Genomic DNA, 23,964 nt, shown 5'->3' on the forward strand with positions numbered 1-23,964 from the left:
GCGCGCAACCGGAGCGATGAACGATGAAGAACCATTTCGCGATGTTCGCGGCCTATAATGCCTGGGCCAATCTTCGCCTTTATGACGCTGTCGGAACGCTGAGTGACGAAGAACAAAACCGCGACCTTTCGGGTTTCTTCCTGTCGATCATCGGGACACTCAACCACATCCTCGTGGCCGACCGGATCTGGATGAAGCGATTTTCCGGCGAAGGCGATGCGCCCTTGGCGCTCGATACCATCCTTCATGAGGAGTGTTCTGCGCTGCGCAAGGCACGCATCGCAGAAGACGAGCGCATCGGTGATTGGCTATCGGCCCTGGATGAGCAAAGCCTTGGCGACATTTTCACCTATGTCACAGCCACGGACCAGCGAACGATCAGCCAGCCGCTCGCACCAGCCCTTGCCCACGTCTTCAATCATCAGACCCACCACCGCGGACAGGTCCATGGGATGCTCTCGCAGCTCGGCAGGACGCCGCCCTCGCTCGACCTGGTCTACTTTCAACGGCAAACCGGCCTTGCGAATACCTAACGCTGCATTCGCAGCAATACCGCGCCCGACAGCGTGACGAAGGTCGACACGATCTTGACGAGGTTGATGCGTTCCTTGAGGAAGACCGCGCCGATGGCGAGGGCAAAAATGACACTGGTTTCGCGCAAGGCGGAGACCAGCGCGATCGGTGCCTGGGTAAAGGCCCAGGTAATCAGGGCGTAGGCAACGAACGACAGCGGCCCCCCGATCATCAGCGAGCGCGCGCAACGCGTCAGCGCCTTTGGAACCACGTCGCGTCGCACCACCGTGAGCGCGATGGCCATCATGATGCAGTTGATGAGCGAACTTGCGCCGTAAAATGACAGGCTATCGCCGGCAATGCGCGCGCCCGCACCGTCGTTCAGGGAATAGCCCGAGATGAAAAGGCCCGTCATCAGCGCAAGTCCGCAGGACAGAAGGTCGAGCCGCCCGTCGCTTCGTGCGGTCAGTACGAGACTGGCAAGACCGGACGCGATCAGTATCACGGCGAGCGTCTCCACGAATGTAAGGGTCTCGCCGAGGAGCAGGCTGGCCAGCATGGCGGTGATCAGCGGAGCCACACCACGGGCGATGGGATAGACCTGGCTCAGATCCCCCACGCGATAGGCGTTCATCAGAAAGCAGAAATAGCCCGTATGGAGGACGGCAGAGGACAGCACGAATGGCCACGCAGCGGCCGGCGGCCAACCCGCATGGAGCAAGGCAGCGATGGCCAGCGGCGCGCTTCCGATTGATACGGCCAGTGCGCCAGCCGTCTTGTCGACCTCGAATTTCAAAAGCGCGTTCCAGGTCGCATGCAAGACGGCGGCGAGCAGAACGACGATGAGAACGGAAGTGGGCATGAACAGGCTTTCGATACGAACTCACCCGTCATAGACCCCTTCGCCCATGCACGGAAGCCGTGCATGGGCGTTGCGAGAGAAGGAGAGCTGTTTAGGCAGGCTCGCGCTCATAGGCCACAAGGGGCGGCGTGAACAACAGCTTGATGTAGCTGCGGAAGGCCATGATCTGCTGCTCCAGTATGCGCGGATCGTCCAGCGCCTTTGACATGATTATCCCGCCATCGACCACGCAGGAGAGCATCGCCCCCACACGGTCAAGTTCGATCGCATCGCGAGGGGCGTAGCTTGCGTCTATGCGCGCCAGCGCCGAGCGAAAACGATCGTTCCAGCGCATCACGGCCGTCTGATAGATGGCCCGAATTTCCCGGTCGAATAGACGTTCCTGGTAGCAATAGGTCGCAATCAGGCAACCGGGATGGCCGTTGGGCAGATCCGCCATCGCCTCTGCGAGAAGCTTCAGTCCGATCAGGAAGGACTGGAGCGGATCGTCGGAAAGTTCATCGGCTCGTCCGAAAAGATCATCGAAAATCCGGTCATTCTCGGCGATATATCGGACCAGCATGGCCTTCGCGAGTTCGTTCTTGTCCTTGAAATGGTAGAAGAATCCACTCTTGGTGATGCCGGCCGCCGCGATCACTTCCTCAATCGAGGTCGCGCCGAAGCCTTTCGCAAGGACCGCCTGTTCGGCAATCTCAAGAATGCGCTCACGCGTTTCGCTGCCACGCGCCATGCCTCCACTCCCCGAAAACTGTACCATCGGTCAAGTTATGGCAGCGGGCATCGTACCACACCACGGCATGTGAATGCCTCAGCGAAGTGCAAGCTTCGGAGCAACAAGGGCTTTTCTTGGCGTGATGCCGACTTGACCATGAGCTTGCTAGTTTCGCCCCGGCAAACGGGCACAATTCCGGCACTCCGCCCACCGAATTGGGCGTCAACCGGGAGACCCTGCAATGACGAGGTATCGCCACCATCTGCCACAGCTTGCTGGCGGCACGTTTCTGACCGACGGCGGGATGGAAACCACCCTGATATTCCACGATGGCATCGATCTTCCGCATTTCGCGGCATTCATCCTTCTGGACACAGCGGAAGGCCGCCAGGCGCTTGACGCCTATTATCGCCGCTATCTCAACCTGGCACGCGCCCAGGGCACTGGCTTCATTCTCGACAGTGCGACCTGGCGGGCGAATCCGGACTGGGGCGAAAAGCTCGGCTACGATGCCGTACGGCTGGCCGACGCGAACCGGCGATCGATCGACATGCTGGCCGCGATCCGCGAAGACTTCGACCGTCCGGGTGCCGCGCACGTGATCAGCGGCGCGATCGGTCCACGCGGCGACGGCTACAAGGCCGGTCGAATGAATGCGGCGGAAGCCGAAGACTACCATTCCGCCCAGATCGCCGCGTTCGCCTCAACGGAGGCAGACATGGTGAGCGGCTTCACGATTACCAATGTCGAGGAAGCGGTCGGCATCGCCCGCGCGGCGGCGGCACGCGCCATGCCCGTCGTCATCTCCTTCACGGTCGAAACCGACGGACGCCTCATCACCGGCCCCACGATTGCCGAAGCGATCGAGCAGACCGACGAGGCGACGCTGGCGGCACCGGCTTACTACATGATCAACTGCGCGCATCCGACCCATTTCGCAGATCAGTTGGCCAGATCGGGCCGTTGGCGAGCACGCATCGGAGGGCTGCGCGCGAATGCCTCCACCAAGAGCCATGCGGAGCTTGACGAATCGCCAACGCTCGATCCCGGCGATCCGCACGACCTTGGTGAGCGGTACCGTCAGTTGATGCGTCTCCTGCCCTCGCTGCGGGTGATGGGCGGTTGTTGCGGCACGGATCACCGGCATCTGGCAGCGATCTGCGAAGCTTGCCTCCCAGCAAGGGCTGCCTGACAGAGCTGCATCTTGCCGCAACCTTTTGCTCGATCAATCTGCGCGGACTGCCCACGCAGATTGATCCGTTCACCCCCGCAGCATCAGGCAAGAGGCTTGCCATCCGCGCGTGCCTCAGCCAATACGCCCGACATGTTGCAGCTATCGGAAATTTCCATTCGCATCGCAGGCCGACTCCTGATCGATCAGGCTTCGCTGACGTTGCCGGCAGGGACCAAGGCCGGTCTCGTCGGGCGCAACGGTACAGGCAAATCGACGCTCTTTCGGGCCATAACGGGCGAGCTTTCTCCCGAATCGGGAACCGTATCGGTTCCAAGGCAAGCGCGGATCGGACAGGTCGCGCAGGAAGCGCCCGGCACCGAAGAGGCACTGATCGACATCGTTCTCGCCGCCGACAAGGAGCGTGCCCGGCTCCTCGCCGAGGCAGAGCATGCCAGCGATGCCCATCGCATCGCGGAAATCCAGACCCGACTCGTGGATATCGACGCCCATTCGGCCGAAGCACGCGCGGCAAGCATTCTTGCCGGCCTTGGATTCGATGAAGCGGCGCAGCGACGCCCGGCCTCCAGCTTTTCGGGCGGCTGGCGCATGCGCGTCTCCCTCGCTTCTGTCCTGTTTGCAGAGCCTGACCTGCTGCTTCTCGACGAGCCGACCAACTATCTCGACCTTGAAGGGACGCTGTGGCTGGAGGACTATGTCCGGCGCTATCCCCACACGGTGGTTATCATCAGCCACGACCGGGACCTTTTGAATCGGGCGGTCAACGCGATCGTCAATCTGGAGCATCGCAAGCTCACCTTCTATCGCGGCCCTTACGACCAGTTCGCGCGGCAGAAGGCCGAGGCGGAAGAGCTGCAGATGAAGATGCGCTCCAAGCAGCAGGCGCAGCGCAAGCACATGGAAGCCTTCGTCGACCGATTTCGCTACAAGGCGTCCAAGGCACGTCAGGCCCAGTCCCGCATCAAGGCGCTCGAGCGCATGGGTGAGATCGCAGCCGTCTCGCACGAGCATGTGCACGGGTTCAAGTTTCCCGATCCGGTCAAGGCGGCCGCCTCTCCCATCATCGCCATAGAGAGCGGGTCGGTCGGCTATTCGCCGGAAGCGCCCGTCCTGAAGCAGTTGAACCTGCGGATCGACGCGGATGACCGCATCGCGCTGCTCGGCGCCAACGGCAATGGCAAATCGACGTTCGCCAAGCTGCTCTCCGACCGTCTGCAGCTCGAAACCGGCAAGATGACCGTCTTTGCGGGCCTCAAGATCGGCTTTTTCGCGCAACATCAGCTTGACGATCTCGTTCCAGACGAGAGCGCCGTCTACCATGTCAGGCGGCTGGTGCCGGACCAGCCGGAGGCGAAGGTGCGTGCGCGCGTAGCGCAGATGGGACTGGCGACCGAAAAGATGGATACCCCTGCGCGCGACCTCTCGGGTGGAGAAAAGGCGCGTCTCCTGATGGGGCTTGCGACGTTCGACGGGCCCAACCTCCTCATCCTGGATGAGCCGACCAACCATCTCGATATCGACAGCCGACAGGCATTGGTCGAGGCGCTGAACACGTTCGATGGCGCCGTGATCCTCATTGCCCACGATCGCCACCTTATCGAAGCAACAGTCGATCGGCTCTGGATCGTCGGTGGCGGCACCGTTACCGCCTACGATGGAGATCTCGACGATTACCGCAATCTCATCATCGGCGGACCGCTGAAGAATTCCGACAAGCGTCGGCTTGCGGAGGAAGCGGCCGAGGAAGAGACGAAGTCGAAGGCTGTGCAACGCAAGATGGCTGCCGACAGGCGCCGTGAACTGGCGCCGCTGAAGAAGCAGATCACAGCACTCGAGACGCGGACCGTGTCGCTGGAAAAACGGATACGGGAAATCGACCGGCAGTTGGCCGACCCATCCGGCTACGGTAACGCTGACAAGATCGCGTCGCTCGGTAAGGAACGCTCCGACTGCGAACGCGCGCTGGTGGAGGCGGAGGAGCGCTGGCTGGAGCTCTCGGCAGATTACGACGAAGCGCTCTCAGCGCCGTGAGCGACGCCTGGTGATGCTCAGTGGGGCGTGATCTTCCATGCGATGTCCGCCCGCGCTTCGACGATCGGCGCCATAGGACGGTCGAAATGCAGATTCAGTCCTCGATGCACTGCATAGTTTGCGACCATTGCTGAGATTTCCTGATCGCTCAGCGACACGTTGGGATGCCAACGCCGCACCGAAGCCAGTCCTTCGGAAATGGATACGGGCCAGTTGCCAGACTGACGATCGGCAAAAAAGGTGGCGATGGCTCTCTCGACAGCCACACGGTCAACATCTGCAGAGGCTTTCATGGTGCTCTCCCAATTGTGGGAGAAACCATGCACCCGCTGGCAGATGAGCATCAAATCAATTTCTGTATACGTAAAATGACATAAACAATTGACGCTTGATAAAATCTAGAGCCAACCGCGCCTCTTGAAGAAAAGATAGGGAATGACGGCAGATACTACCATCAACGCCAAAGCATATGGATAACCCAATCTCCAGCTCAATTCCGGCATGAACTCGAAATTCATGCCATAGACAGAAGCGACAAGCGTCGGCGGCAGAAAAATAACGGCAGCAACCGAAAAGATCTTGATGATTGCGTTCTGCTCGATGGAAATCATGCCCAATGTCGCATCGAGCAAGAAGGTGATCTTTTGCGATAGGAATGATGCATGATCGATCAATGAGGTGACGTCACGAGACAGCGTCTTGATGCGTGCACGGGTATCCTTGTCTGCCTTCTTTTGCACCGCGACATTCGCCAGAAAGCTGAACAGCCGGTCGAAGGTGGCAAGGCTGTCGCGGATGATCGACAAGAGATCGGCGCGGCGCCCGATCTGCCGCAGCACGCTTTGAAAGTCGCGCCCCTTTGCCGGGCCAGTCGTCGCCTTCGGGAAGATGTCGCGGGAGATGGTATCGACGCCCTGACCGGCCAGTTCGAGGATATCGGCGATGCGGTCGACCACCGCATCGAGAAGGCCCGCGAGAACCGACAAGCCATCGTGGCATCCGTTGCTCATCCTGCTCGTGCGCTGGACATAAGCTTGGAATGCGCGCGGCTCATGATAACGCACAGTGATCAGCCGCTCCCCGGACAGAACGAAGCTCACCGGAAGGATGTCGGGATTGTCGACATCGTTGAGCGCCGGCAGCATAGCCGTCATGAATGCCGCGGTTTCGTCGGTATAGAGACGGCTGGAGGTTTCGATCTCCTCCATCTCATCGCGTGTCGGTATGTCGACCGCCAGCGCCGCCTTGATCGCAGCGTCCTCTTCAGCCGTGGGGCTGTCCAGATCGATCCAGACGCCACGGCGCAAGGTTTCGGCTGACGGCATGGCGTCGCTGTCCACCGCACGGAGTTTGCCCTCGGCCACCTCGTATACTGTGATCATCGTTCCTCTCCCGCCCCTCGGCATACGGAGCCGTCAGGCCTTGCGCTCCCAGCGTCCGCCGGACGATTGTTGCCAATAGGTCAATCCGTGACCACTCGCCTTCAATGCCTTCCACTGAGCGCGGGCCTCATCCAGTTGCTGCTGGTCATGGCCATCGAACATGAAGACGACACGCTCGTAACCCTCGAGCGGCGGCGGACTCACCCCGTCCACCAGAAAGCGCACGGTTGCGCCATTCGCCGCGCCCTCGCCCGTCGTCAGGAGGACCGGTTGCAGGTGTGCATGCGGCTCGCCATCCAGGCCGTGCGGCAGGAAGCTTGCCTCGCGATACGTCCAGAGATGGTTATCCAGCGCATCGCGCCGTTCGGCGTTGCCCGCTTGGACCACAACGGTCCATCCCCGCTCGAGGCTTTTTTCCAGGAGCGGCGGAATCGCATCTTCTAGGCGCGATTCCGTCAGGTGATAGAAGAGGATGTCGGTCATCGGCGATGCCGGGATCGGCTATTTTTCGTAATGGCCACGCACGAGTTCATCGAGCAGCCGAACGCCGAAGCCCGAACCCCAGGAGCGATTGATCTCGGTCTGCGGCGAGGACATGGCCGTGCCGGCGACGTCGAGGTGGGCCCAAGGCGTTTCACCAACAAAGCGCTTCAGGAATTGCGCTGCGGTGATCGAACCTGCGAAGCGGCCACCTGTGTTCTTCATGTCGGCGAACTTGGAATCGATCATCTTGTCGTACTCCTTGCCGAGCGGCATGCGCCAGACCTTCTCCTCGGTGACGTCGCCCGCTGCGGACAAGCGCCCAGCGAGCGTGTCGTCGTTGGAGAATAGCCCGGCGTGGTGATGACCGAGCGCGACGAGGATGGCGCCGGTGAGCGTTGCCAGATTGACCATGAACGCAGGCTTGAAACGATCGTTGCAGTACCAGAGCATGTCGCAAAGGATCAGCCGGCCTTCCGCGTCGGTGTTGATCACTTCGATGGTCTGACCTGACATGGACGTGACGATATCGCCAGGGCGCTGCGCATCGGCATCGGGCATGTTCTCGACAAGGCCGATGATGCCGATGACGTTGGCCTTGGCCTTGCGCGCGGCGAGTGCATGCATCAATCCCGTGACGGCAGCCGCGCCGCCCATGTCGCCCTTCATGTCCTCCATGCCGGCCGACGGCTTGATCGAGATGCCGCCGGTATCGAACACGACGCCCTTTCCGATGAACGCCACCGGCTTCTCGCCCTTCTTCCCGCCGTTCCATTTCATCACGACGATGCGTGGCGGACGGGTGGATCCCTGGGCAACCCCGAGAAACGCGCCCATGCCGAGCTTCTTCATGTCCTTTGCGTCAAGAACCTCGATCTCCACCCCGAGAGACTTCATCTGCGAGGCGCGTTCGGCGAATTCGACCGGCCCGAGGATATTGGCCGGCTCGTTGACGAGGTCGCGGGCCAGAAGGACGCCCTCGCCGACCGCTTCCAGCGCAGCGAAGGCTTTCTTGGCGGCCGACGCATCGGCGACTGCGATCTTGACGTCGACGGACTTGCCGGTCTCCTCGCCATTGTCGTCATCGTCCTTCTTGCGCGTCTTGTAGGCATCGAATTCATAGGCGCGCAGCATCATCCCTTGAGCAAACGCGGCGGCATCTTCGGCAGATACGCCGGACGGCAGATCGAGTGCGACTGTTGCCCCGCCCTTCCCCGTCTTCGCCATCGCCGTTCCGCCAAGGCGAAGCCAGTCATGCGCCTTCATGGCTTCCCGCTTGCCGGCTCCGACAACGACAATGCGGTCGAGATCACTGTCGTGCGGCGCCAGAATCTCCACCGTCTTCATCGCCTTGCCGGAGAAATCGGCCGCCTTGAACGCCCGGTCATAGAGCGCCTGGGGAGCGATCTGCAGCGCCAGTTCACCCAGTTGACGGTCCTCGCCCGCGAGAATGACGACTGTGCCCTTGGTCGGTGCTGCGAGTTTACTGAAGGCGATGTTGGCTTTGCGGGACATGCGAACTCCATGCGTCAGGAATGATCGTTTGCACGCTCTTAGCAGGCAGGCGCGCATGCCGTCCAACACTACCCGTCCGACGGCGGGCGGCGATCGGCATCAACACTTCGTTAACCAAATTTCTTTGCCCATCTTTAGCCATTTCGGCTCACTATCCCCCGACCCGCACCATGAAGGTGTTCCGGGGACGAGAAGCGCTCTTAAAGCGTTCAACGACCGCCGTCCGTGCCGAAATATCGACAATGACGCGCGGCTTGCAAATGCGCGACGAGTGATGAAAAACGTGCCTCATGAAGCTCATCGAGTGGTACATCTTCAGGCGTGTCGCTGTCTCGTTCGTGGGCATGCTGACGGCGATTACGGCGATCGTCTGGATCGTTCAGGGGCTGAACCGGCTGAATATCGCCACGGACAGCGGCTCCACCATGGTGAGCTTTCTTTACGTCGCGACGCTGCTCATTCCATCCGTCGTACCGCTGATCATGCCGTTCGCGCTGCTTCTGGCGACCGTTCAGATATTCAAGGCGATGAACTCCGATTCCGAGCTCGCGGTCATCAAGGCGTCCGGCGGGCCGAAACGGCTGACCATCAAGCCCGTCCTGCTGCTGGCGCTCATCGCCGGTCTCGCCTCGTTCGCGCTGGAAAATGGCGTGACGCCCTATAGCCGGCAGGAATTCCGCACCTTTGTCGCCGATGTTCGCGCCAATCTTCTGACATCGCTGCTTCAGGAAGGCACGTTCCAGACGATCGATTCGGGGCTGACCGTGCATATCGCCGAACGTCTGCCCAATGGCGGGTTCGGCGGGCTCTTCATCTCCGATCGGCGCGAAACAGATGTCGAACTGTCCTATTTCGCCACGGAAGCCTCGATCGTCGAGGACGATTACGGACGGCAACTGCTGTTCATGCGCGACGGCGAACTGCACCAGAAGGATACGGATGACGGCGCTGTATCCATCGTCAAGTTCAATTCCTACGCATTCGACCTGTCTGCATTCGCACCGACGGCCGAGGCGTACATTGTCTATCCGAAAGATCAGACGACGGCGTACCTTCTCAATCCCGACCCTGAAAACCCGCGCTATCAGGAAAATCCGCTGGAGTTCACGGCGGAGTTCCACAAACGCATGACGAGTTGGACGCTGCCGGTCGTCTTCGCGATGATCGCCTTGCTTCTTGCGGGGGAAGTCAGGACCGCACGCCAGGTGAGCTTTGCGCTGACCGGCAATGCGATGGCTCTTGGCATGGGCTATTTCCTGCTCGTCTACACGACGCAGGACATGGCTACAGGATCCCTGCTCGGGATATTCTCACTCTACGCCGTCCCGATTGTTGCCGTGGCGGCCATCGGATTCCTGCTGGCCACCGATCGCGCGCCTGGCATGCCGGCAGCGGCGTCCACCGCATTGCGCCCATTTGGACGAATTGCCGACAACCTTCATCGTATCGGCAGTCGGCGCGGCGGTTCGGGGGCTGCGTCATGATGGGCCGCACCCTCAGCCTCTACTTTTATTTTCGGTACCTCAAATCCATCGCCGCACTGATGCTGGGGATCGTGGCACTGATCCTCATCATCGACTTCACACTGCTGATCGAGCGAGTGCCCGATATCGAGGCGTTCTCGGTTTTCGACGTGATGCTCCTGGCGCTCTACCGCGCGCCGGCCTTTGCCGAACAGACCCTGCCCTTCGCCGCGCTGTTCACGGCGATCGGTGTGTTGATCAGCCTCAATAGGCGCCACGAGCTTGTGGTGGTGCGCTCGGTCGGTGTCTCGGTCTGGCAGTTCATGATGCCGATCTGTGCAGCGGCGCTGAGCGTCGGCGTCTTCGCCGTGGCTGTCTTCAATCCGCTGGCGTCCGCCGGCTTCTCCCAGGCCCAATTGCTCGAAACGACAATCTTCAGCCAGAACGCTGCGCCCTCGACCGACAACATCGTGCCGTGGCTGCGCCAGAAGAGCGGCGAGCAGGAAATGATCATCGGTGCGAACCACGCGCTCGACGGCGGCCTGATCATGAACGGCATCACCATGATCTTCTTCGACGAAGAAGGATCGGTCGATTCGCGCATCGAGGCCGAACGCGCGACGCTCCGCGACGGCTTCTGGCAGGTGGAGAATGCGACGCGCTATCGCGCCGGGGCCCAGCCGGAGCAGGTGGGCAATCTGGACGTGCCAACGAGCGTTCGTCCCGCCTATGTCCAGGAGCGTCTGACGGACCCGGAATCGGTATCGATCTGGGCGCTTCCGGAGAAGGTCGAAGTCGCGCGTTCACTCGGGTTTTCCGCAGCGCAGTTTTCCACACAATTTCAAATTCTTCTGGCCAGACCTTTCCTGCTCGCCGCAATGGTTGTCATTGCTGCAACAGTGTCCCTCCAATTCGTACGGTTCGGGCAGGCAAGCACGGTCATTTTGGGTGGCATCGTCGCAGGGTTCATGCTTTATGTCGTCTCCGTGTTGGTGAGAACTTTCGGGGCTTCAGGGGCAATTCCGGCATTCGTTGCAGCGTGGCTTCCAGTCGTGGTCGCCTTCGCGCTCGGCGTGACGGTTCTTCTTCACAAGGAGGACGGCTAGTGGGCGTGGTGCTCCGGCTTGGACAGAAACGACGGGTGTCGGCGTTGCGCGCAAGCGTGGCGGCGTCCGTGCTGTTGCTGTCGGGCATGGCCCTCACGCACGGTCTTCACGCGCAGGAACCGGCGCTTGCCGAACGCGAGCAGCCCGAAGGCAACCTGCTGCTGACCTCCGAAGAACTCACCTACAATCTCGACGAAGAGCGCGTCGTCGCGTCCGGCGCAGTCCAGATCGACTATGGCGGCTACCAGATGGTCGCCGACCGGGTCGAGTACGACCAGCAGACGGGGCGGCTCTACGCAGTCGGCAACATCGAGTTGATCGAGCCGGACGGCAATCGGATCTATGCCGAGGAACTGGACATCACCGACGATTTCGGTGACGGCTTCGTCAATGCCCTGCGCATCGAGACGCCCGACAACACCCGGCTTGTCGCCGAGAGCGCCGAGCGGACCGGCGGCACGGAGACCACCCTCAACAACGGTGTCTACACCGCGTGCGAGGTCTGCGAAGAGAACCCCGAACGTCCGCCGCTCTGGCAGATCAAGGCTCGGCGCGTCATCCAGAACGGCGAGAACCAGACGATTCGACTGGAAGGCGCGCGGTTCGAACTGTTCGGCCGGCCGATCGCCTACCTGCCCTATCTCGTCGTGCCCGATTACCAGAAGAAGCGGCAGTCCGGCTTTCTCTTTCCATCCGCGTCCTATGCGGACGATCTCGGCCTCGGCGTGACCGTTCCCTATTATTTCGCGTTGTCGCCGCACATGGACGCGACCGTATCGGTCACCGGATATTCCAATCAGGGATTTCTGACGGAAGCGGAATTCCGCCGCCGGTTCAGCAATGGCGACGTGACCTTGCGGGCCGCCGGCATCTACCAGATGTCCCCGGAAGAATTCGACGAGCGCACCGTGGACTGGGACGAAGACCTGCGCGGTCTGGTCAATTCGACCGGTCGCTTCGAGATCAATTCGCGCTGGACATTCGGCTGGGACCTGACACTGCAGTCGGACAAGAACTTCGGCGAGACATACCGGATCGATGGCTTCGCCGAAGAGGAAGAGATTTCGGAAATCTATCTGACCGGCCTCAACGATCGAAATTATTTCGACATGCGGGGCTTCTACTTCGATATCCAGACCCCCTTCCCCGACAATTTCGACGAAGAGGTCCAGCCGATCGTTCATCCGACGATCGACTATGCCTATACGCTCGACCAGCCGATCTTCGGCGGCGAGACCACGCTGGATGTCAACCTGACGAGCCTTTCGCGCGAGCGTGAGGAATTCTTCGACTTCACGGACGACCGGCGCGACCGGCTGCGCGGGGTCGACGGCTGGAACAATCGGCTGACCGGCGAGGTGGAGTGGCGCCGTCGGATCACCACCGATGCGGGGATCATCATCACCCCGCTTGCCGCCCTGCGCGGCGATCTCCACGCCAACGACCTTGAGCAGACGGCAGCGCTCGCCTCGGTCGGCGGCTCGGACGACGATTTTCAGTCCCGGTCGATGGTGACTGCCGGTGTCGAGGCGAGCTATCCGATCCTTGCGACAACGGCGACCAGCTCGCACGTCATCGAACCGGTCGCCCAACTGTTCGTGCGGCCGAACGAACCCCTTTCGGGCGGCCTGCCCAACGAGGACGCGCAGAGTTTCGTCTTCGACGCCACATCGCTTTTCGAGCGTGACAAGTTCTCGGGCTACGATCGGATCGAAGGCGGCACGCGGGCCAATGTCGGCTTCCGATACACAGGCACGTTCGACAACGGCTATCGATTGAACGCGATCGTCGGCCAATCCTACCATCTGGCCGGCGAAAACTCTTTTGCGACAGACGACTTCGTCAATGCGGGTGCCAATTCCGGGCTGGAAACGGATGTGTCGGATTTCGTCGGCCAGGTCGGCGTCCAGATGCCCAACAACATCGCGCTGCGGGCCGGAGCACGCTTCGACAAGGACACTTTCGATGTCGACCGGGCCGATGTCGCCGCTCGCTATGCCAACGACAGGTTGAGCGTCGGGGCCGGCATGACGTTCGTTCGCGCCCAGCCGGAATACAGCTACGATCGTGACCGCTATGAGGTGCGAGGCGATGCTTCGCTGCGCGTCACCGACAATTGGAGCGTCTTCGGCGCTGCCTCCTACGACGCGCGTGAGCATGTCTTGACCGACGCATCCATCGGCCTTGGCTATGACGACGAATGCTTCTCGTTCCGCATTGCCTACATTGAGGAACGTGATCGGCGTGACCTGTCGGGACCGGACTGGAGCATCGGTGCATCGCTCAGCTTCAGAACACTCGGCGACATTGCGTTCAACGATTGACGACGCCGCGCCGTCGAACCGGCGTCGAGGCCTTGAAATCGCCCCATGTTTCGCGCATGGAGCCGGCAATACCCTTTAATCGACCCCGCAGTATCGATATTGTCGGTCCATGAACGACAAGATGGCTGTTCACGGTATCCGCATAGGCGGACCTCGTGCTTGGAGCGAGATGATGACGACACGCAAGAATAACCGCAACCTTCTGCGCACCACGATGACGGGCCTGGTACTGGCCGCGAGTGTTGCGCTTTCCGCACCATTGGTGGCCTCGCCCGTCCAGGCGGCCAGCGAAGTGGCGATCGTCGTCAACAACCAGGCGATCACGACGGGCGACGTGCAGCGCCGGGCGGCATTTCTTCGCCTGCAGCGCACCGGCGGCGATCTCAATGCAAAGGCGCGGGAACAGCTCGTCGACGAAGCCATCCAGATGCAGGAAGCGCAACGCATCGGCGCCGTCGTCGGCGACGACCAGGTCGACCAGTCCGTTCAGCGATTTGCCGACGACAACAATCTGTCCCAGGCGCAACTGCAGGAAGTCTTGAACCGCGCCGGTGTCGGTATCGACCATTTCCGCCGATTCGTCCGCGCGCAGATGACCTGGCCTCGGGTGGTCAGCGCACGCTACTCGCAGCAGAATTCCGGCGGCATGAGCCAGGAGGATCTGGTCTCTCGGATGCTGGAACGCGGCGAAAAGCCAACGACGACGGAATACGTCCTCCAGCAGGTGATCTTCGTCGTGCCCGACGATCGGCGCAGCGCGATTCTCGGCCAGCGCCAGCGCGAGGCGGAACAGATGCGCGGACGTTTCACCGACTGTGGCAGCACCCGCCAGTTTGCCGCGCAGCTGCGCGACGTGTCGGTGCGCGACCTCGGCCGCGTCATGCAGCCGGAATTGCCTGCCGACTGGAAGGAACAGATCGAAGCGACGTCACAAGGCGGGACTACCCCCGTGCGGGCGACCGAGCGCGGCGCCGAATTCATCGCGATCTGCTCGGCTCAACAGGTGTCGGACGACCTGGCCGCGGAAATGGTCTTTCGCGCGGAAGACCAGGAAAACCAGACGATGCGCGACAATGCGGACAAGTTCCTGGCGGAGCTGAAGGAAAAGGCGGCCGTCAGCTATCGCTGACAGTCGGCGTCGATGCATGGCTGAAGACAATCCTTCTGCTCCCCTCGTTCTCACGATGGGCGATCCAGCCGGTATCGGTCCTGACATCACATTCAGTGCTTGGCTGAAGCGCGATCGCTCCGGCATTGCGCCCTTCTGCGTTCTGGGCGACGCGGCCTGCCTGGAACGGCGCGCGGCTGCTCTCGGGTTCGACATTCCGCTGATCGCAACCACTCTCGAACGCAGCACCCAAGACTTCGCGACTCACCTGCCTGTGGTCCCGCTTGAGGCCACAGCGCCCGGCATAGCCGGGCAACCTGATGGCAAGAACGCGCGCGCGGTCATCGAAGCGATAGAGACGGCGGTCGATCTGGCACTGTCCGGTCAGGCAAGAGCCGTTGTGACGAACCCGATCTCGAAATCTGTGCTTTACGACGAAGGCTTTGCCTTTCCTGGCCACACGGAATTCCTTGCCGATCGCGCGCATCGCGCGACGGGCGATGTCATTCGTCCTGTCATGATGCTGGCTGGGCCAAAGCTGCGCGCGGTTCCCGTGACCATCCACATTGCGCTGCGCGATGTTGCCGGTTCGCTGAGCGAGAGCGACATTGTCGAGACGGGTTTGATCGTGGCGCGCGACCTTGCCGGACGGTTCGGCATCGAGAACCCTCGCCTGGTGGTCTCCGGGCTCAATCCACATGCCGGAGAGAATGGGGCGATGGGACGAGAGGATATCGAGATCATCGCGCCGGCCGTTGCCGCACTCAGGGGCGCCGGGATCGATGCGCGCGGACCGTTGCCCGCAGACACCATGTTTCATGATGCGGCCCGCGCCACCTATGACGCGGCCATCTGCATGTATCACGACCAGGCGCTCATTCCGGCCAAGGCCCTCGGCTTCGACGACACGGTGAATGTGACGCTCGGTCTGCCGTTCGTGCGCACCTCGCCCGATCATGGTACAGCCTTCGACATCGCCGGCAAGGGCGTTGCGCGCGACGACAGTCTTATAGCGGCGCTGCGCATGGCCGATACGATGACGGCGCCGCGATGAGTGCAATCGACGGACTGCCGCCGCTGCGCGACGTGATCGCCACGCATGGTCTCGACGCAAAGAAGGCGCTCGGCCAGAATTTCCTGCTCGATCTCAACCTCACGCAGAAGATCGCCCGCGCGGCAGGCCTCCTCAACGGCGTAACGGTGATCGAGGTCGGGCCCGGACCCGGCGGGCTGACGCGGGCACTGCTCGCGCTCGATGCCGGGTCTGTCATCGCGATCGAACGCGATGCCCGATGCCTTCCGGCATTGGCCGAGGTCGGCGCTCACTATCCCGGACGTCTGCGCGTGATCGAAGGCGACGCGCTCACCCATGGCTATGACGATGGCATTGCCGGACCGGTCAAGATTGTCGCCAACCTGCCCTACAATGTTGGCACGCAACTGCTGGTCAATTGGCTGACGGTCGAGCCCTGGCCGCCGGCCTACCAATCCTTGACGTTGATGTTCCAGCGCGAGGTGGCCGAGCGGATCGTGGCACGCCCCGGGGACAGTGCCTATGGCCGGCTCGGCGTCCTTGCGGGATGGCGCACGGAGGCGCGGATCGTCTTCGACGTTCCGCCGCAGGCTTTCACGCCACCGCCCAAGGTCACATCTTCCGTCGTGCACCTCGTGCCGCGAGCCGACCCCGTCGCATGCGAAGGCCCTGTCCTTGCCCGCGTGACGCAGGCGGCCTTCGGCCAGCGCCGAAAGATGCTGCGCCAGAGTCTCAAGGCGCTCGGTGGCGAAGAACTTCTGACCAAGGCCGCAATCGATCCCACGCGGCGTGCGGAGACGCTGTCGATCGAGGAGTTCTGCACGCTCGCGCGCCTGGTTGCGTCCTGGAATCGTTGACCATTCGACGCAAGCGAGCCAGCCGGCCCAATTCGTTTCAAGATCAAAAGCTTCGGCTAATCTGCCTGACCGAGCAGAGTGCTGACGAAATCGAACAGGCCGGGACGCCGGTCGCGGCGCAGTCGCTCGGCCTTGACAATCGCCTGGACAGCCGGGAAGGCCCGGTCGAGATCGTCGTTGACGACCACATAGTCGTACTCGCGCCAATGCTCGATCTCGGCGCGGGAATTGTCGAGGCGCGTTGCGATCACGTCTTCGGTGTCTTCGGCACGGCGATGCAGCCGGGCCTTCAGTTCGGCCATCGTCGGCGGCAGGATGAAGACCGACACGACATCGGCCCGCATCTTCTCCTGCAACTGCTGGGCACCCTGCCAGTCGATATCGAACAGCATGTCACGGCCCTCGGACATTGCCACCTCGACGGCCTCGCGGGGTGTTCCGTAGAAATTGCCGTGCACCTCGGCCCATTCGAGCAACGCATCGGTGTCCCTCAGACGCTCGAACTCGCGCTGCGAGATGAAGTGATAGTGGACGCCCTCGATTTCGCTCGCACGGCGCTTGCGCGTCGTGACACTCACCGACAGCGACAGGCCCGGATCAGTCTCGAGCAGATTTCTGGCGATGGTCGATTTGCCGGCGCCCGAGGGCGACGAAAGAACCAGCATGAGACCGCGCCGCGCGATCGCCGACGAGGGAAGAAGCGTTTCGGCCATGAATTTCGTCCTATTCCAGATTCTGGACCTGCTCGCGAAACTGGTCGACGATCACTTTCAGTTCCATGCCTTTCGCCGTCACGGACGCTGCATTCGACTTGGAACAGATCGTATTGGTTTCGCGATTGAATTCCTGTGCCAGGAAGTCGAGGCGCCGCCCCACTGCCCCGCCTTTGGCCAGCAAGGCACGACCTTGCGCGACATGGGCATGGAGCCGGTCGAGCTCTTCGCGCAGATCAGCCTTTGCCGCCAGAAGCACGGCCTCCATGTGCAGGCGATCCATATCGAGCGTTGGGTTGTCCGTCAGCAGCGCTACTTGGGTGGCGAGCCTTTCACGTATGGTCTCAGGTTGGCGCGATGGATCCTGGTCGATGGTCTGCGTGATCGTCTCTATCGTCGCCAGATGGCCCTCAAGCACGGTCTTCAGCGCTTCGCCCTCGGCAGCGCGCATCTCGGCCAGTCCGTCCAAGGCTTGCTGCAGACCTTCCAGAACAGCCGTGTCAAACGCGGCCCGCTGTTCATCCGTCTCTTCCGGCTCGCGCAGTTCGACGATGCCGCGAATGTTGAGCAATCCGTCGAGGGTCGGCGGTGCGGCCTCGATGCGTGATTTCAGGGTATCCACGAGCTTCAGGACAACCGCGAGCGCCTCTTCGTTGATGACGGGAACACCGGCCGACTGCAGCCCGCCGAGGCCGAGAGAAAGCTGCATGTTCCCGCGTGCAAAGCGCGCCGCAGCAGCAGATCGCACGGCTGGCTCCAGCCGCTCGCAGCCATTCGGCAAGCGAAGCCGCGTATCAAGCCCCTTGCCGTTGACGGAACGAATCTCCCAGACCCACCGCACGCTGCCGGCAGTTCCCTCGCTCCGGGCAAAGCCGGTCATCGATTGCAGCGTCATGCGTCTGGTCCCAGCCCGTTGTCGATCGATTTCTGCCCCCGCGTCGGCGTTCAGGGCGTACGCCGTCTACTCGGCCACCTCGCCCTCATACTCGCCTTCGCCATCGTCCATCGGCGCGAATTCTTCCGATTGGGCCGCGTCGTCCTCGCCTTGGCCCGAATCCGCCTCGCCTTCCGCAGCAGCGGCGGCCTCCTGCTCGGCGCGAATGCGGCGCCAACGCGCAACATTCTCGTTGTGCTCATCGAGCGTGCGAGCGAAGGCATGCCCGCCGGTGCCGTCGGCAACGAAATAAAGATCATCGGTTTCCGAAGGATTTGCCACCGCTTCGAGTGCGGCGCGTCCCGGATTGGCAATCGGGCCGGGCGGCAAGCCATCGATGGTATAGGTGTTGTAATCCGTCGGCGTGTCGATGTCGGAGCGGTAGATGGGCCGATCAGCCGGCCGCCCCTCGCCGCCGAACATGCCGTAGATAATGGTCGGGTCCGATTGCAGACGCATGCCTTCACGCAGGCGGTTGATGAAAACGGCGGCAACCCGTGGCCGCTCATCCGCAAGACCGGTTTCCTTCTCCACGATCGAAGCGAGGGTGACGAACTCCTCTTTGGTCTCGATGGGCAGGCCCTCGTCGCGCCGCTCCCATACCTGATCGATGGCCTCCTGCTGGGCCGCCGCCATCTGATCGAGCACTTCCTGGCGCGTCGTCCCGCGACGGAAATTGTAGGTATTTGGCATGAGGGAACCCTCGGCCGGCATGGTCTCCGGCAGATCCCCGGTCAGCTGCTCATGCTCTGCAAGGCGCTCGAAAATCTGGTGGACGGTCAGTCCTTCCGGAACGGTCACAGCATACTGAATGCCCTGGCCCGAGCGGAACAGATCCATGATCTCGCGCATGGATGCGTTGGCGCGTATCTCGTATTCGCCATGCTTCAGCGTATCGTCGCCGATCACCGCTTCCGTGCCGTAGCGGAATATCCGCGCGTCGGAAACGATGTTGCGGCGCTCCAGCGAATTGGCGATCTCGATCAGGCCCGCGCCTTCCCGCACCTCGAATGTGGTGTTCTGTGCCAGGGGGCCTGGCGAGTCGTATTCGAGCTTGCCGAAATAGAGGATGGCGCCGGCGCCGAGAACGCAGATCACGACCAGGGACATGACAAAGTTCATGAAGATGACCGGCTGGCTGCGAGCGCGCCTTGAGCGGCGGGGCGGCTGCGGCGCCTTTTCCGGTCTCAGCGCTTCGTTTGCCGATTTCGGGATGATCGGGCCACGCTCACCCTCCGTTGCATCGCGATGGGACATGTTCGTGTGTTCCTGATCGCTTGTGCTCACGTCCAACCTTCAATAGCCGATATCGTCAACGCTCTTAACGCGAGCAATGTGTCAAAAGCGGGATAGTGCCCGTGGCTTGCGCGGTGCTTGTCACGCCGCGTAACGGCGCATCACCAGCGAGGCGTTCGTGCCGCCGAACCCGAAGGAATTCGACAACGCGACGTCGATCTGCTTTTCCCGCGCCTTGTGGGGCGCCAGGTCGACCGCCGTCTCGCGAGCCGGATTGTCGAGATTGAGCGTCGGCGGCGCGATGTTGTCACGGATCGCCAACATCGAGAAGATCGCCTCTACAGCACCGGCAGCGCCGAGAAGATGGCCGATCGCCGACTTGGTCGACGACATCACCACGTTCGAAGCGGAACCACCGACCAGACGCTCCACGGCGCCGAGTTCTATCGTGTCCGCCATCGTGGAGGTGCCATGAGCGTTGATGTAGTCGATATCGGACGGCGCGATGCCGGCCCGCTTCAGCGCCATGGTCATGCAGCGGAAGGCACCCTCTCCGTCTTCGGACGGCGCGGTGATGTGGTAGGCATCGCCGGACAGTCCGTAACCGATGATCTCGGCCAGGATGTTCGCGCCGCGCGCCCTTGCGTGTTCGAGCTCTTCCAGCACCACGATGCCGGCGCCCTCTCCCATCACGAAGCCGTCGCGGTCGGCATCATAAGGCCGGGACGCTCGCTGCGGATCGTCATTGTGCTGAGTCGACAGCGCCTTGCATGCGGCAAACCCGGCAAGCGAAATGCGGCTCACCGGGGATTCGGTGCCGCCGGCCACCATCACATCGGCATCGCCGAGCGCGATCAGCCGTGCCGCGTCGCCGATCGCATGGGCGCCGGTCGAGCACGCCGTCACCACGGAATGGTTCGGCCCACGCAGCTTGTGCTTGATGGAAACCTGACCTGACGCAAGATTGATCAGACGTCCTGGGATGAAGAACGGCGAAATCCGACGCGGACCGCGATCACGCAGCGTATAACCGGCTTCCACGATGCCTTCGATACCGCCGATGCCGGACCCGATCAGGACGCCCGTTGCGATCTGGTCCTCATCCGTCTCCGGCTTCCAGCCGGCGTCGGCCAGGGCCTGATCGGCAGCGGCGACCGCATAGACGATGTAGGGATCGACCTTGCGCTGATCCTTCGGCTCCATCCACTGATCGGCGTTGAAGGTGCCATCGGATCCATCGCCAACCGGTATGCGGCACGCGATTTGGGCGGGAAGGTCATCCACCTCGAATTCGGTGATGCGGCGCGCCGCGTTCCGGCCTTCGACAAGCCGTTTCCAGGTAGCCTCGGTCCCGCTAGCCAGCGGCGAAACCATTCCCGTACCAGTCACAACAACGCGTCTCATCGCCTGTCGATCCGCCTTCAAATGAGTTGCCGGAGGGCGCTGCGAGCGGGCCATATCGTCCAACGACGATCTCCGCCGCCGATGTCAGCAGCAGCGGCGGAACCCGACCATGCCTGACGTATCAGGCCTGAGACTTCTCGATGTACTTGATCGCGTCACCGACGGTCAGGATTGTGTCGGCCGCGTCGTCGGGGATCTCGACACCGAATTCTTCTTCGAACGCCATGACCAGTTCGACCGTATCAAGGCTGTCCGCGCCCAGATCATCGATGAAGCTGGCACCTTCCGTCACTTTTTCGGCTTCGACGCCCAGATGTTCGACAACGATCTTCTTCACGCGATCTGCGATATCACTCATGTCGGTTTCCTCGACCTTCTCGTTTCGTCCCCGCCTCGTTAATGGCAGCAACGGCTCTAATCAAGTTGCGGGTGCCAAATTCACCAATGGCGCCCGTTCGATCGTCGTTTGCTGTGGATTGCAGAAACGAACACTTGGCTCGTCCTTCACCGGTATCGTCCGGCAGCCCCGACGGATGGAAGCGCGCCATAACACGCTTTCAGAACGCCTGAAAGCCCTCATTCGGCGCGCTCGACGCGAAAAGACGCCTGTATTCGTCAGATCATCGCCATGCCGCCATTGACGTGAATCGTCTGCCCCGTGACATAGGCGGCTTCCTGCGAGGCCAGATAGGCGACGGCCGATGCCACCTCGTCTCCCTTGCCCATCCGCTTGGAGGGGATGGCCGACAGGATCGCATCCTTCTGCTTATCGTTGAGCTTTTCGGTCATTGCCGATTCAATGAAACCCGGTGCCACGCAGTTGACCGTGACATTCCGGCTGGCGATCTCCTGCGCGAGCGATTTGGAGAAGCCGATCATTCCGGCCTTGGACGCGCAATAATTTGCCTGCCCGGGATTTCCCGTCACGCCAACGACAGATGTGATGTTGATGATGCGGCCATGACGCCGACGCATCATCGGATGGGTCAATTCGCGCGTCAGCCGGAAAACGGCCGTGAGATTGACTTCCAGCACCTTGTCCCAGTCGTCGTCGGACATGCGGACGAAAAGGCCGTCCTTGGTAATGCCGGCGTTGTTGACCAGGATATCGACGCCTTCCAAGTCCTTCTCCGCGCTCTCACCAAGCGCCTTCACCGCATCGCGGTCGGCAAGGTCGGCCGGGAACACCTTGACGCGCTCGGAGAGCTCGCTGGCAAGGGCCTCGAGCTTCTCGGCTCGGGTCCCGTGGAGTCCGACGGTGGCGCCCTGAGCATGCAGCATCCGGGCGATGGCCTCGCCGATGCCGCCCGATGCGCCGGTGACGAGAGCCTTGCGTCCAGTAAGGTCGAACATGATGAATTCCTTTTCGTCGCTGGCGGCTATTCGAAATCCGGCGCATTGGCCGGTGCGGTCGGCATCTCGGGCGGGTTGGCGAGAAATGCGTCGATTTCAGCCGGCGTGCCCAATGGCTTGCCTTCCAGATCACGGTTGATGCGGCGCGCCAAGCCGGTCAGAACCTTGCCTGCCCCGACCTCATAAAGCGTTGTCGTCTCGTTGGCGGCAAACCACTCGACCGTTTCGCGCCAGCGGACCTGCCCGGTGACCTGCTCGACAAGAAGGTCTGCGATGATGCGCGGATCGGCCACGGGGGCAGCGCGCACATTGGCGATCAGCGGCACCACGGGCTCCTTCATTTCCACCTTATCAAGCGCCTCGCGCATGGCATCGGCGGCCGGTGTCATCAGCGCCGAATGGAACGGCGCGGAAACGGGCAGCAACAGTGCGCGCTTTGCGCCAGCATCCTTGGCCAACTCCGCCGCACGCTCCACGGCCGCCTTGCCGCCCGAGATCACCAGTTGTCCACCGCCATTGTCGTTGGCAATCTGGCAGACGCCGTTTGACGCCGCCTTCTCGCATATCGATTCGACCGCTTCGTGCTCCAGCCCGATGATCGCCGCCATGGCGCCCTCTCCGACGGGAACTGCCGCCTGCATCGCGTCACCACGCGTTCTCAGGAGACGTGCCGTATCTGCTACCGTGAAGGTCCCGGCGGCGCAAAGCGCGGAATATTCACCAAGCGAATGGCCCGCGACATATCCCACCTTGTCATGGATCGAGAAGCCGCCGGCTTCCAGAATGCGCACGACCGCCATCGACACCGCCATCAGGGCCGGCTGGGCGTTGGCGGTCAGCGTCAGTTCGCTTTCCGGGCCGTCGAACATGATCGCCGACAGTTTCTGTCCGAGCGCCTCGTCGACCTCGTTGAAGACGTCGCGCGCCTCGCTATAGGCGTCGGCAAGATCCCTGCCCATACCGACAACCTGGCTGCCCTGACCTGGAAATGTGAACGCGATGGCCATGATGCGTCTATACCCGCTGATGGTTGCTTTTCTGGTGGAGGCTTCTGACACAGGCATTATTTCGAGGCAACGCCCCCTGCATATTCCCGAAGCGCTTGCCTTTCACTGCGAAATCCGTATAAGCGCGCTGTTCGCAACACCCGGTCATCTGGCTGGTGGCTGAACGGAGGGTCGGTTTTCGCTCGCGAAAGCCGGCTGGAAAGAGAACTTTCTTGGCCTCCCGTGTCTCCGCTCTCGACCGTTCCGGCGCCTTTCTCGGATCGTACCGATCCTGGACAAGTCGTTGAGGCTTAGCCGCCGATCATCGGGTGAACTAGAAAAGAAAGGCAAGTCAATCATGGCTCTCTATGAACATGTATTCCTTGCCCGGCAGGATGTGTCCGCCCAGCAGGTCGATGGTCTCGTTGAACAATTCAAGGGACTGATCGAAGAGCATGGCGGCAAGGTCGGGCGTGTAGAAAATTGGGGACTGAAGTCCCTCACCTATCGCATCAACAAGAACCGCAAGGCCCATTACGCGCTGATGGATATCGAGGCACCCGCTGCCGCCATCACCGAAATGGAACGCCAGATGCGGATCAACGAGGACATCCTGCGCTACATGACGATCCGCGTCGAAGCGCACGAGGAAGGCCCCTCCGCGATGATGCAGAAGCGTGACCGCGACGACCGCCCGCGCCGTGGCGATCGCGACGACCGTCCGCGTCGTCCCCGCGAAGACCGCTCGTAAGGAGAAGAG

The 23,964-nt window shown here is 61.8% G+C and carries 23 protein-coding genes; 10 read left to right on the top strand and 13 right to left on the bottom strand.

The window, feature by feature from the left end:
* The first annotated feature begins 23 nt into the window (after positions 1–23).
* Entirely contained in the window at positions 24–533 is a 510-nt protein-coding gene (locus tag CN673_RS10845; protein ID WP_099866287.1) for a DinB family protein, read from the top strand.
* Here the strand turns inward: CN673_RS10845 and CN673_RS10850 are convergent.
* Both CN673_RS10850 and CN673_RS10855 read right to left on the bottom strand, forming a co-directional pair.
* Entirely contained in the window at positions 530–1,375 is an 846-nt protein-coding gene (locus CN673_RS10850; protein ID WP_099866288.1) for an EamA family transporter, read from the bottom strand. The two genes, CN673_RS10845 and CN673_RS10850, sit on opposite strands and share 4 nt — an antisense overlap.
* Positions 1,376–1,466: 91 nt before the next feature.
* Positions 1,467–2,105 (bottom strand): TetR/AcrR family transcriptional regulator, encoded by a 639-nt coding sequence (locus CN673_RS10855; RefSeq protein ID WP_099866289.1) that lies wholly within the window; start codon positions 2,103–2,105, stop codon positions 1,467–1,469.
* Between the two features lie 223 nt (positions 2,106–2,328).
* Between CN673_RS10855 and CN673_RS10860 the strand changes: the two genes are divergently transcribed.
* Both CN673_RS10860 and CN673_RS10865 read left to right on the top strand, forming a co-directional pair.
* On the top strand, positions 2,329–3,279 hold the full coding sequence (locus CN673_RS10860) for a homocysteine S-methyltransferase family protein (RefSeq protein WP_099866290.1): 951 nt from the start codon (positions 2,329–2,331) through the stop codon (positions 3,277–3,279).
* A gap of 132 nt (positions 3,280–3,411) precedes the next feature.
* Positions 3,412–5,310: an ABC-F family ATP-binding cassette domain-containing protein gene (locus tag CN673_RS10865; protein WP_099866463.1), complete on the top strand. Its 1,899-nt coding sequence runs from the start codon at positions 3,412–3,414 to the stop codon at positions 5,308–5,310.
* A gap of 17 nt (positions 5,311–5,327) precedes the next feature.
* Here CN673_RS10865 and CN673_RS10870 read toward each other — a convergent pair whose 3' ends face one another.
* Genes CN673_RS10870 through CN673_RS10885 form a run of 4 tightly spaced genes read right to left on the bottom strand, consistent with a single transcriptional unit; the run spans position 5,328 to position 8,687 of the window.
* Positions 5,328–5,654, bottom strand: coding sequence for a hypothetical protein (locus tag CN673_RS10870; RefSeq protein WP_099866291.1), 327 nt, complete (start codon positions 5,652–5,654; stop codon positions 5,328–5,330).
* A gap of 54 nt (positions 5,655–5,708) precedes the next feature.
* The gene (locus CN673_RS10875; RefSeq protein ID WP_099866292.1) at positions 5,709–6,692 is read right to left on the bottom strand and encodes a magnesium transporter CorA family protein; all 984 of its coding nucleotides are present in this window, start codon (positions 6,690–6,692) and stop codon (positions 5,709–5,711) included.
* Between the two features lie 33 nt (positions 6,693–6,725).
* Positions 6,726–7,175 (bottom strand): DNA polymerase III subunit chi, encoded by a 450-nt coding sequence (locus CN673_RS10880; protein WP_099866293.1) that lies wholly within the window; start codon positions 7,173–7,175, stop codon positions 6,726–6,728.
* Positions 7,176–7,193: 18 nt separating this feature from the next.
* Positions 7,194–8,687: a leucyl aminopeptidase gene (locus CN673_RS10885; RefSeq protein WP_099866294.1), complete on the bottom strand. Its 1,494-nt coding sequence runs from the start codon at positions 8,685–8,687 to the stop codon at positions 7,194–7,196.
* Positions 8,688–8,977: 290 nt separating this feature from the next.
* On the opposite strand from CN673_RS10885, the gene CN673_RS10890 reads away from it, so the two are divergent.
* The 6 genes from CN673_RS10890 to rsmA all read left to right on the top strand — a co-directional run bounded on the left by CN673_RS10890 (position 8,978) and on the right by rsmA (position 16,578).
* On the top strand, positions 8,978–10,171 hold the full coding sequence (locus tag CN673_RS10890) for an LptF/LptG family permease (protein ID WP_099866295.1): 1,194 nt from the start codon (positions 8,978–8,980) through the stop codon (positions 10,169–10,171).
* On the top strand, positions 10,168–11,256 hold the full coding sequence (lptG, locus tag CN673_RS10895) for an LPS export ABC transporter permease LptG (protein ID WP_099866296.1): 1,089 nt from the start codon (positions 10,168–10,170) through the stop codon (positions 11,254–11,256). Before CN673_RS10890 ends, lptG begins: the two co-directional genes overlap by 4 nt.
* A 71-nt stretch (positions 11,257–11,327) precedes the next feature.
* Entirely contained in the window at positions 11,328–13,580 is a 2,253-nt protein-coding gene (locus CN673_RS10900) for an LPS-assembly protein LptD (protein WP_442417530.1), read from the top strand.
* Positions 13,581–13,752: 172 nt separating this feature from the next.
* Positions 13,753–14,709 (top strand): SurA N-terminal domain-containing protein, encoded by a 957-nt coding sequence (locus CN673_RS10905; protein ID WP_099866465.1) that lies wholly within the window; start codon positions 13,753–13,755, stop codon positions 14,707–14,709.
* 16 nt (positions 14,710–14,725) lie between these two features.
* Entirely contained in the window at positions 14,726–15,742 is a 1,017-nt protein-coding gene (pdxA, locus tag CN673_RS10910) for a 4-hydroxythreonine-4-phosphate dehydrogenase PdxA (protein WP_099866297.1), read from the top strand.
* A complete protein-coding gene (gene rsmA / locus CN673_RS10915) occupies positions 15,739–16,578 on the top strand; it encodes a 16S rRNA (adenine(1518)-N(6)/adenine(1519)-N(6))-dimethyltransferase RsmA (RefSeq protein ID WP_099866298.1) in 840 nt (279 codons plus the stop codon). Before pdxA ends, rsmA begins: the two co-directional genes overlap by 4 nt.
* A 56-nt stretch (positions 16,579–16,634) precedes the next feature.
* Here rsmA and gmk read toward each other — a convergent pair whose 3' ends face one another.
* From gmk to fabD, 7 genes are all read right to left on the bottom strand, one after another.
* Positions 16,635–17,291: a guanylate kinase gene (gene gmk, locus CN673_RS10920; protein ID WP_099866299.1), complete on the bottom strand. Its 657-nt coding sequence runs from the start codon at positions 17,289–17,291 to the stop codon at positions 16,635–16,637.
* A 10-nt stretch (positions 17,292–17,301) separates the two neighbouring features.
* Positions 17,302–18,186 (bottom strand): YicC/YloC family endoribonuclease, encoded by an 885-nt coding sequence (locus CN673_RS10925; RefSeq protein WP_099866300.1) that lies wholly within the window; start codon positions 18,184–18,186, stop codon positions 17,302–17,304.
* Positions 18,187–18,252: 66 nt separating this feature from the next.
* Positions 18,253–19,482, bottom strand: a complete 1,230-nt coding sequence (gene mltG / locus CN673_RS10930; RefSeq protein WP_099866466.1) for an endolytic transglycosylase MltG — start codon at positions 19,480–19,482, stop codon at positions 18,253–18,255.
* Positions 19,483–19,602: 120 nt separating this feature from the next.
* The gene (gene fabF, locus CN673_RS10935; RefSeq protein ID WP_099866301.1) at positions 19,603–20,865 is read right to left on the bottom strand and encodes a beta-ketoacyl-ACP synthase II; all 1,263 of its coding nucleotides are present in this window, start codon (positions 20,863–20,865) and stop codon (positions 19,603–19,605) included.
* 121 nt (positions 20,866–20,986) lie between these two features.
* Positions 20,987–21,223, bottom strand: coding sequence for an acyl carrier protein (locus CN673_RS10940; protein WP_099866302.1), 237 nt, complete (start codon positions 21,221–21,223; stop codon positions 20,987–20,989).
* A 257-nt stretch (positions 21,224–21,480) separates the two neighbouring features.
* Positions 21,481–22,218 carry a 3-oxoacyl-[acyl-carrier-protein] reductase gene (fabG, locus tag CN673_RS10945; protein WP_099866303.1) on the bottom strand — a complete coding sequence of 246 codons (738 nt, stop codon included), beginning with the start codon at positions 22,216–22,218 and terminating at the stop codon, positions 21,481–21,483.
* 26 nt (positions 22,219–22,244) lie between these two features.
* A complete protein-coding gene (fabD, locus tag CN673_RS10950; RefSeq protein WP_099866304.1) occupies positions 22,245–23,225 on the bottom strand; it encodes an ACP S-malonyltransferase in 981 nt (326 codons plus the stop codon).
* A gap of 337 nt (positions 23,226–23,562) precedes the next feature.
* Here fabD and rpsF point away from each other — a divergent pair, with 337 nt between their 5' ends.
* Positions 23,563–23,955, top strand: coding sequence for a 30S ribosomal protein S6 (gene rpsF / locus CN673_RS10960; RefSeq protein WP_099866305.1), 393 nt, complete (start codon positions 23,563–23,565; stop codon positions 23,953–23,955).
* The last annotated feature ends 9 nt before the right edge of the window (positions 23,956–23,964 follow it).

The organism is Neopararhizobium haloflavum (assembly GCF_002750855.1).
GTDB classification, from domain to species: Bacteria; Pseudomonadota; Alphaproteobacteria; order Rhizobiales; family Rhizobiaceae; genus Georhizobium; species Georhizobium haloflavum.

Bases quoted from the DNA above. Each gene is read 5' to 3' on its own strand.
- CN673_RS10905 (WP_099866465.1), top strand. From the start codon at position 13,753: ATGACGACACGCAAGAATAACCGCAACCTTCTGCGCACCACGATGACG.
- CN673_RS10860 (WP_099866290.1), top strand. From the start codon at position 2,329: ATGACGAGGTATCGCCACCATCTGCCACAGCTTGCTGGCGGCACGTTT.
- CN673_RS10880 (WP_099866293.1), bottom strand. From the start codon at position 7,175: ATGACCGACATCCTCTTCTATCACCTGACGGAATCGCGCCTAGAAGAT.
- CN673_RS10845 (WP_099866287.1), top strand. From the start codon at position 24: ATGAAGAACCATTTCGCGATGTTCGCGGCCTATAATGCCTGGGCCAAT.
- CN673_RS10855 (WP_099866289.1), bottom strand. From the start codon at position 2,105: ATGGCGCGTGGCAGCGAAACGCGTGAGCGCATTCTTGAGATTGCCGAA.
- CN673_RS10885 (WP_099866294.1), bottom strand. From the start codon at position 8,687: ATGTCCCGCAAAGCCAACATCGCCTTCAGTAAACTCGCAGCACCGACC.
- fabF (WP_099866301.1), bottom strand. From the start codon at position 20,865: ATGAGACGCGTTGTTGTGACTGGTACGGGAATGGTTTCGCCGCTGGCT.
- CN673_RS10890 (WP_099866295.1), top strand. From the start codon at position 8,978: ATGAAGCTCATCGAGTGGTACATCTTCAGGCGTGTCGCTGTCTCGTTC.
- rsmA (WP_099866298.1), top strand. From the start codon at position 15,739: ATGAGTGCAATCGACGGACTGCCGCCGCTGCGCGACGTGATCGCCACG.
- pdxA (WP_099866297.1), top strand. From the start codon at position 14,726: ATGGCTGAAGACAATCCTTCTGCTCCCCTCGTTCTCACGATGGGCGAT.
- fabD (WP_099866304.1), bottom strand. From the start codon at position 23,225: ATGGCCATCGCGTTCACATTTCCAGGTCAGGGCAGCCAGGTTGTCGGT.
- CN673_RS10870 (WP_099866291.1), bottom strand. From the start codon at position 5,654: ATGCTCATCTGCCAGCGGGTGCATGGTTTCTCCCACAATTGGGAGAGC.
- CN673_RS10875 (WP_099866292.1), bottom strand. From the start codon at position 6,692: ATGATCACAGTATACGAGGTGGCCGAGGGCAAACTCCGTGCGGTGGAC.
- CN673_RS10865 (WP_099866463.1), top strand. From the start codon at position 3,412: ATGTTGCAGCTATCGGAAATTTCCATTCGCATCGCAGGCCGACTCCTG.
- lptG (WP_099866296.1), top strand. From the start codon at position 10,168: ATGATGGGCCGCACCCTCAGCCTCTACTTTTATTTTCGGTACCTCAAA.
- CN673_RS10850 (WP_099866288.1), bottom strand. From the start codon at position 1,375: ATGCCCACTTCCGTTCTCATCGTCGTTCTGCTCGCCGCCGTCTTGCAT.
- rpsF (WP_099866305.1), top strand. From the start codon at position 23,563: ATGGCTCTCTATGAACATGTATTCCTTGCCCGGCAGGATGTGTCCGCC.
- fabG (WP_099866303.1), bottom strand. From the start codon at position 22,218: ATGTTCGACCTTACTGGACGCAAGGCTCTCGTCACCGGCGCATCGGGC.
- CN673_RS10925 (WP_099866300.1), bottom strand. From the start codon at position 18,186: ATGACGCTGCAATCGATGACCGGCTTTGCCCGGAGCGAGGGAACTGCC.
- gmk (WP_099866299.1), bottom strand. From the start codon at position 17,291: ATGGCCGAAACGCTTCTTCCCTCGTCGGCGATCGCGCGGCGCGGTCTC.
- CN673_RS10940 (WP_099866302.1), bottom strand. From the start codon at position 21,223: ATGAGTGATATCGCAGATCGCGTGAAGAAGATCGTTGTCGAACATCTG.
- mltG (WP_099866466.1), bottom strand. From the start codon at position 19,482: ATGTCCCATCGCGATGCAACGGAGGGTGAGCGTGGCCCGATCATCCCG.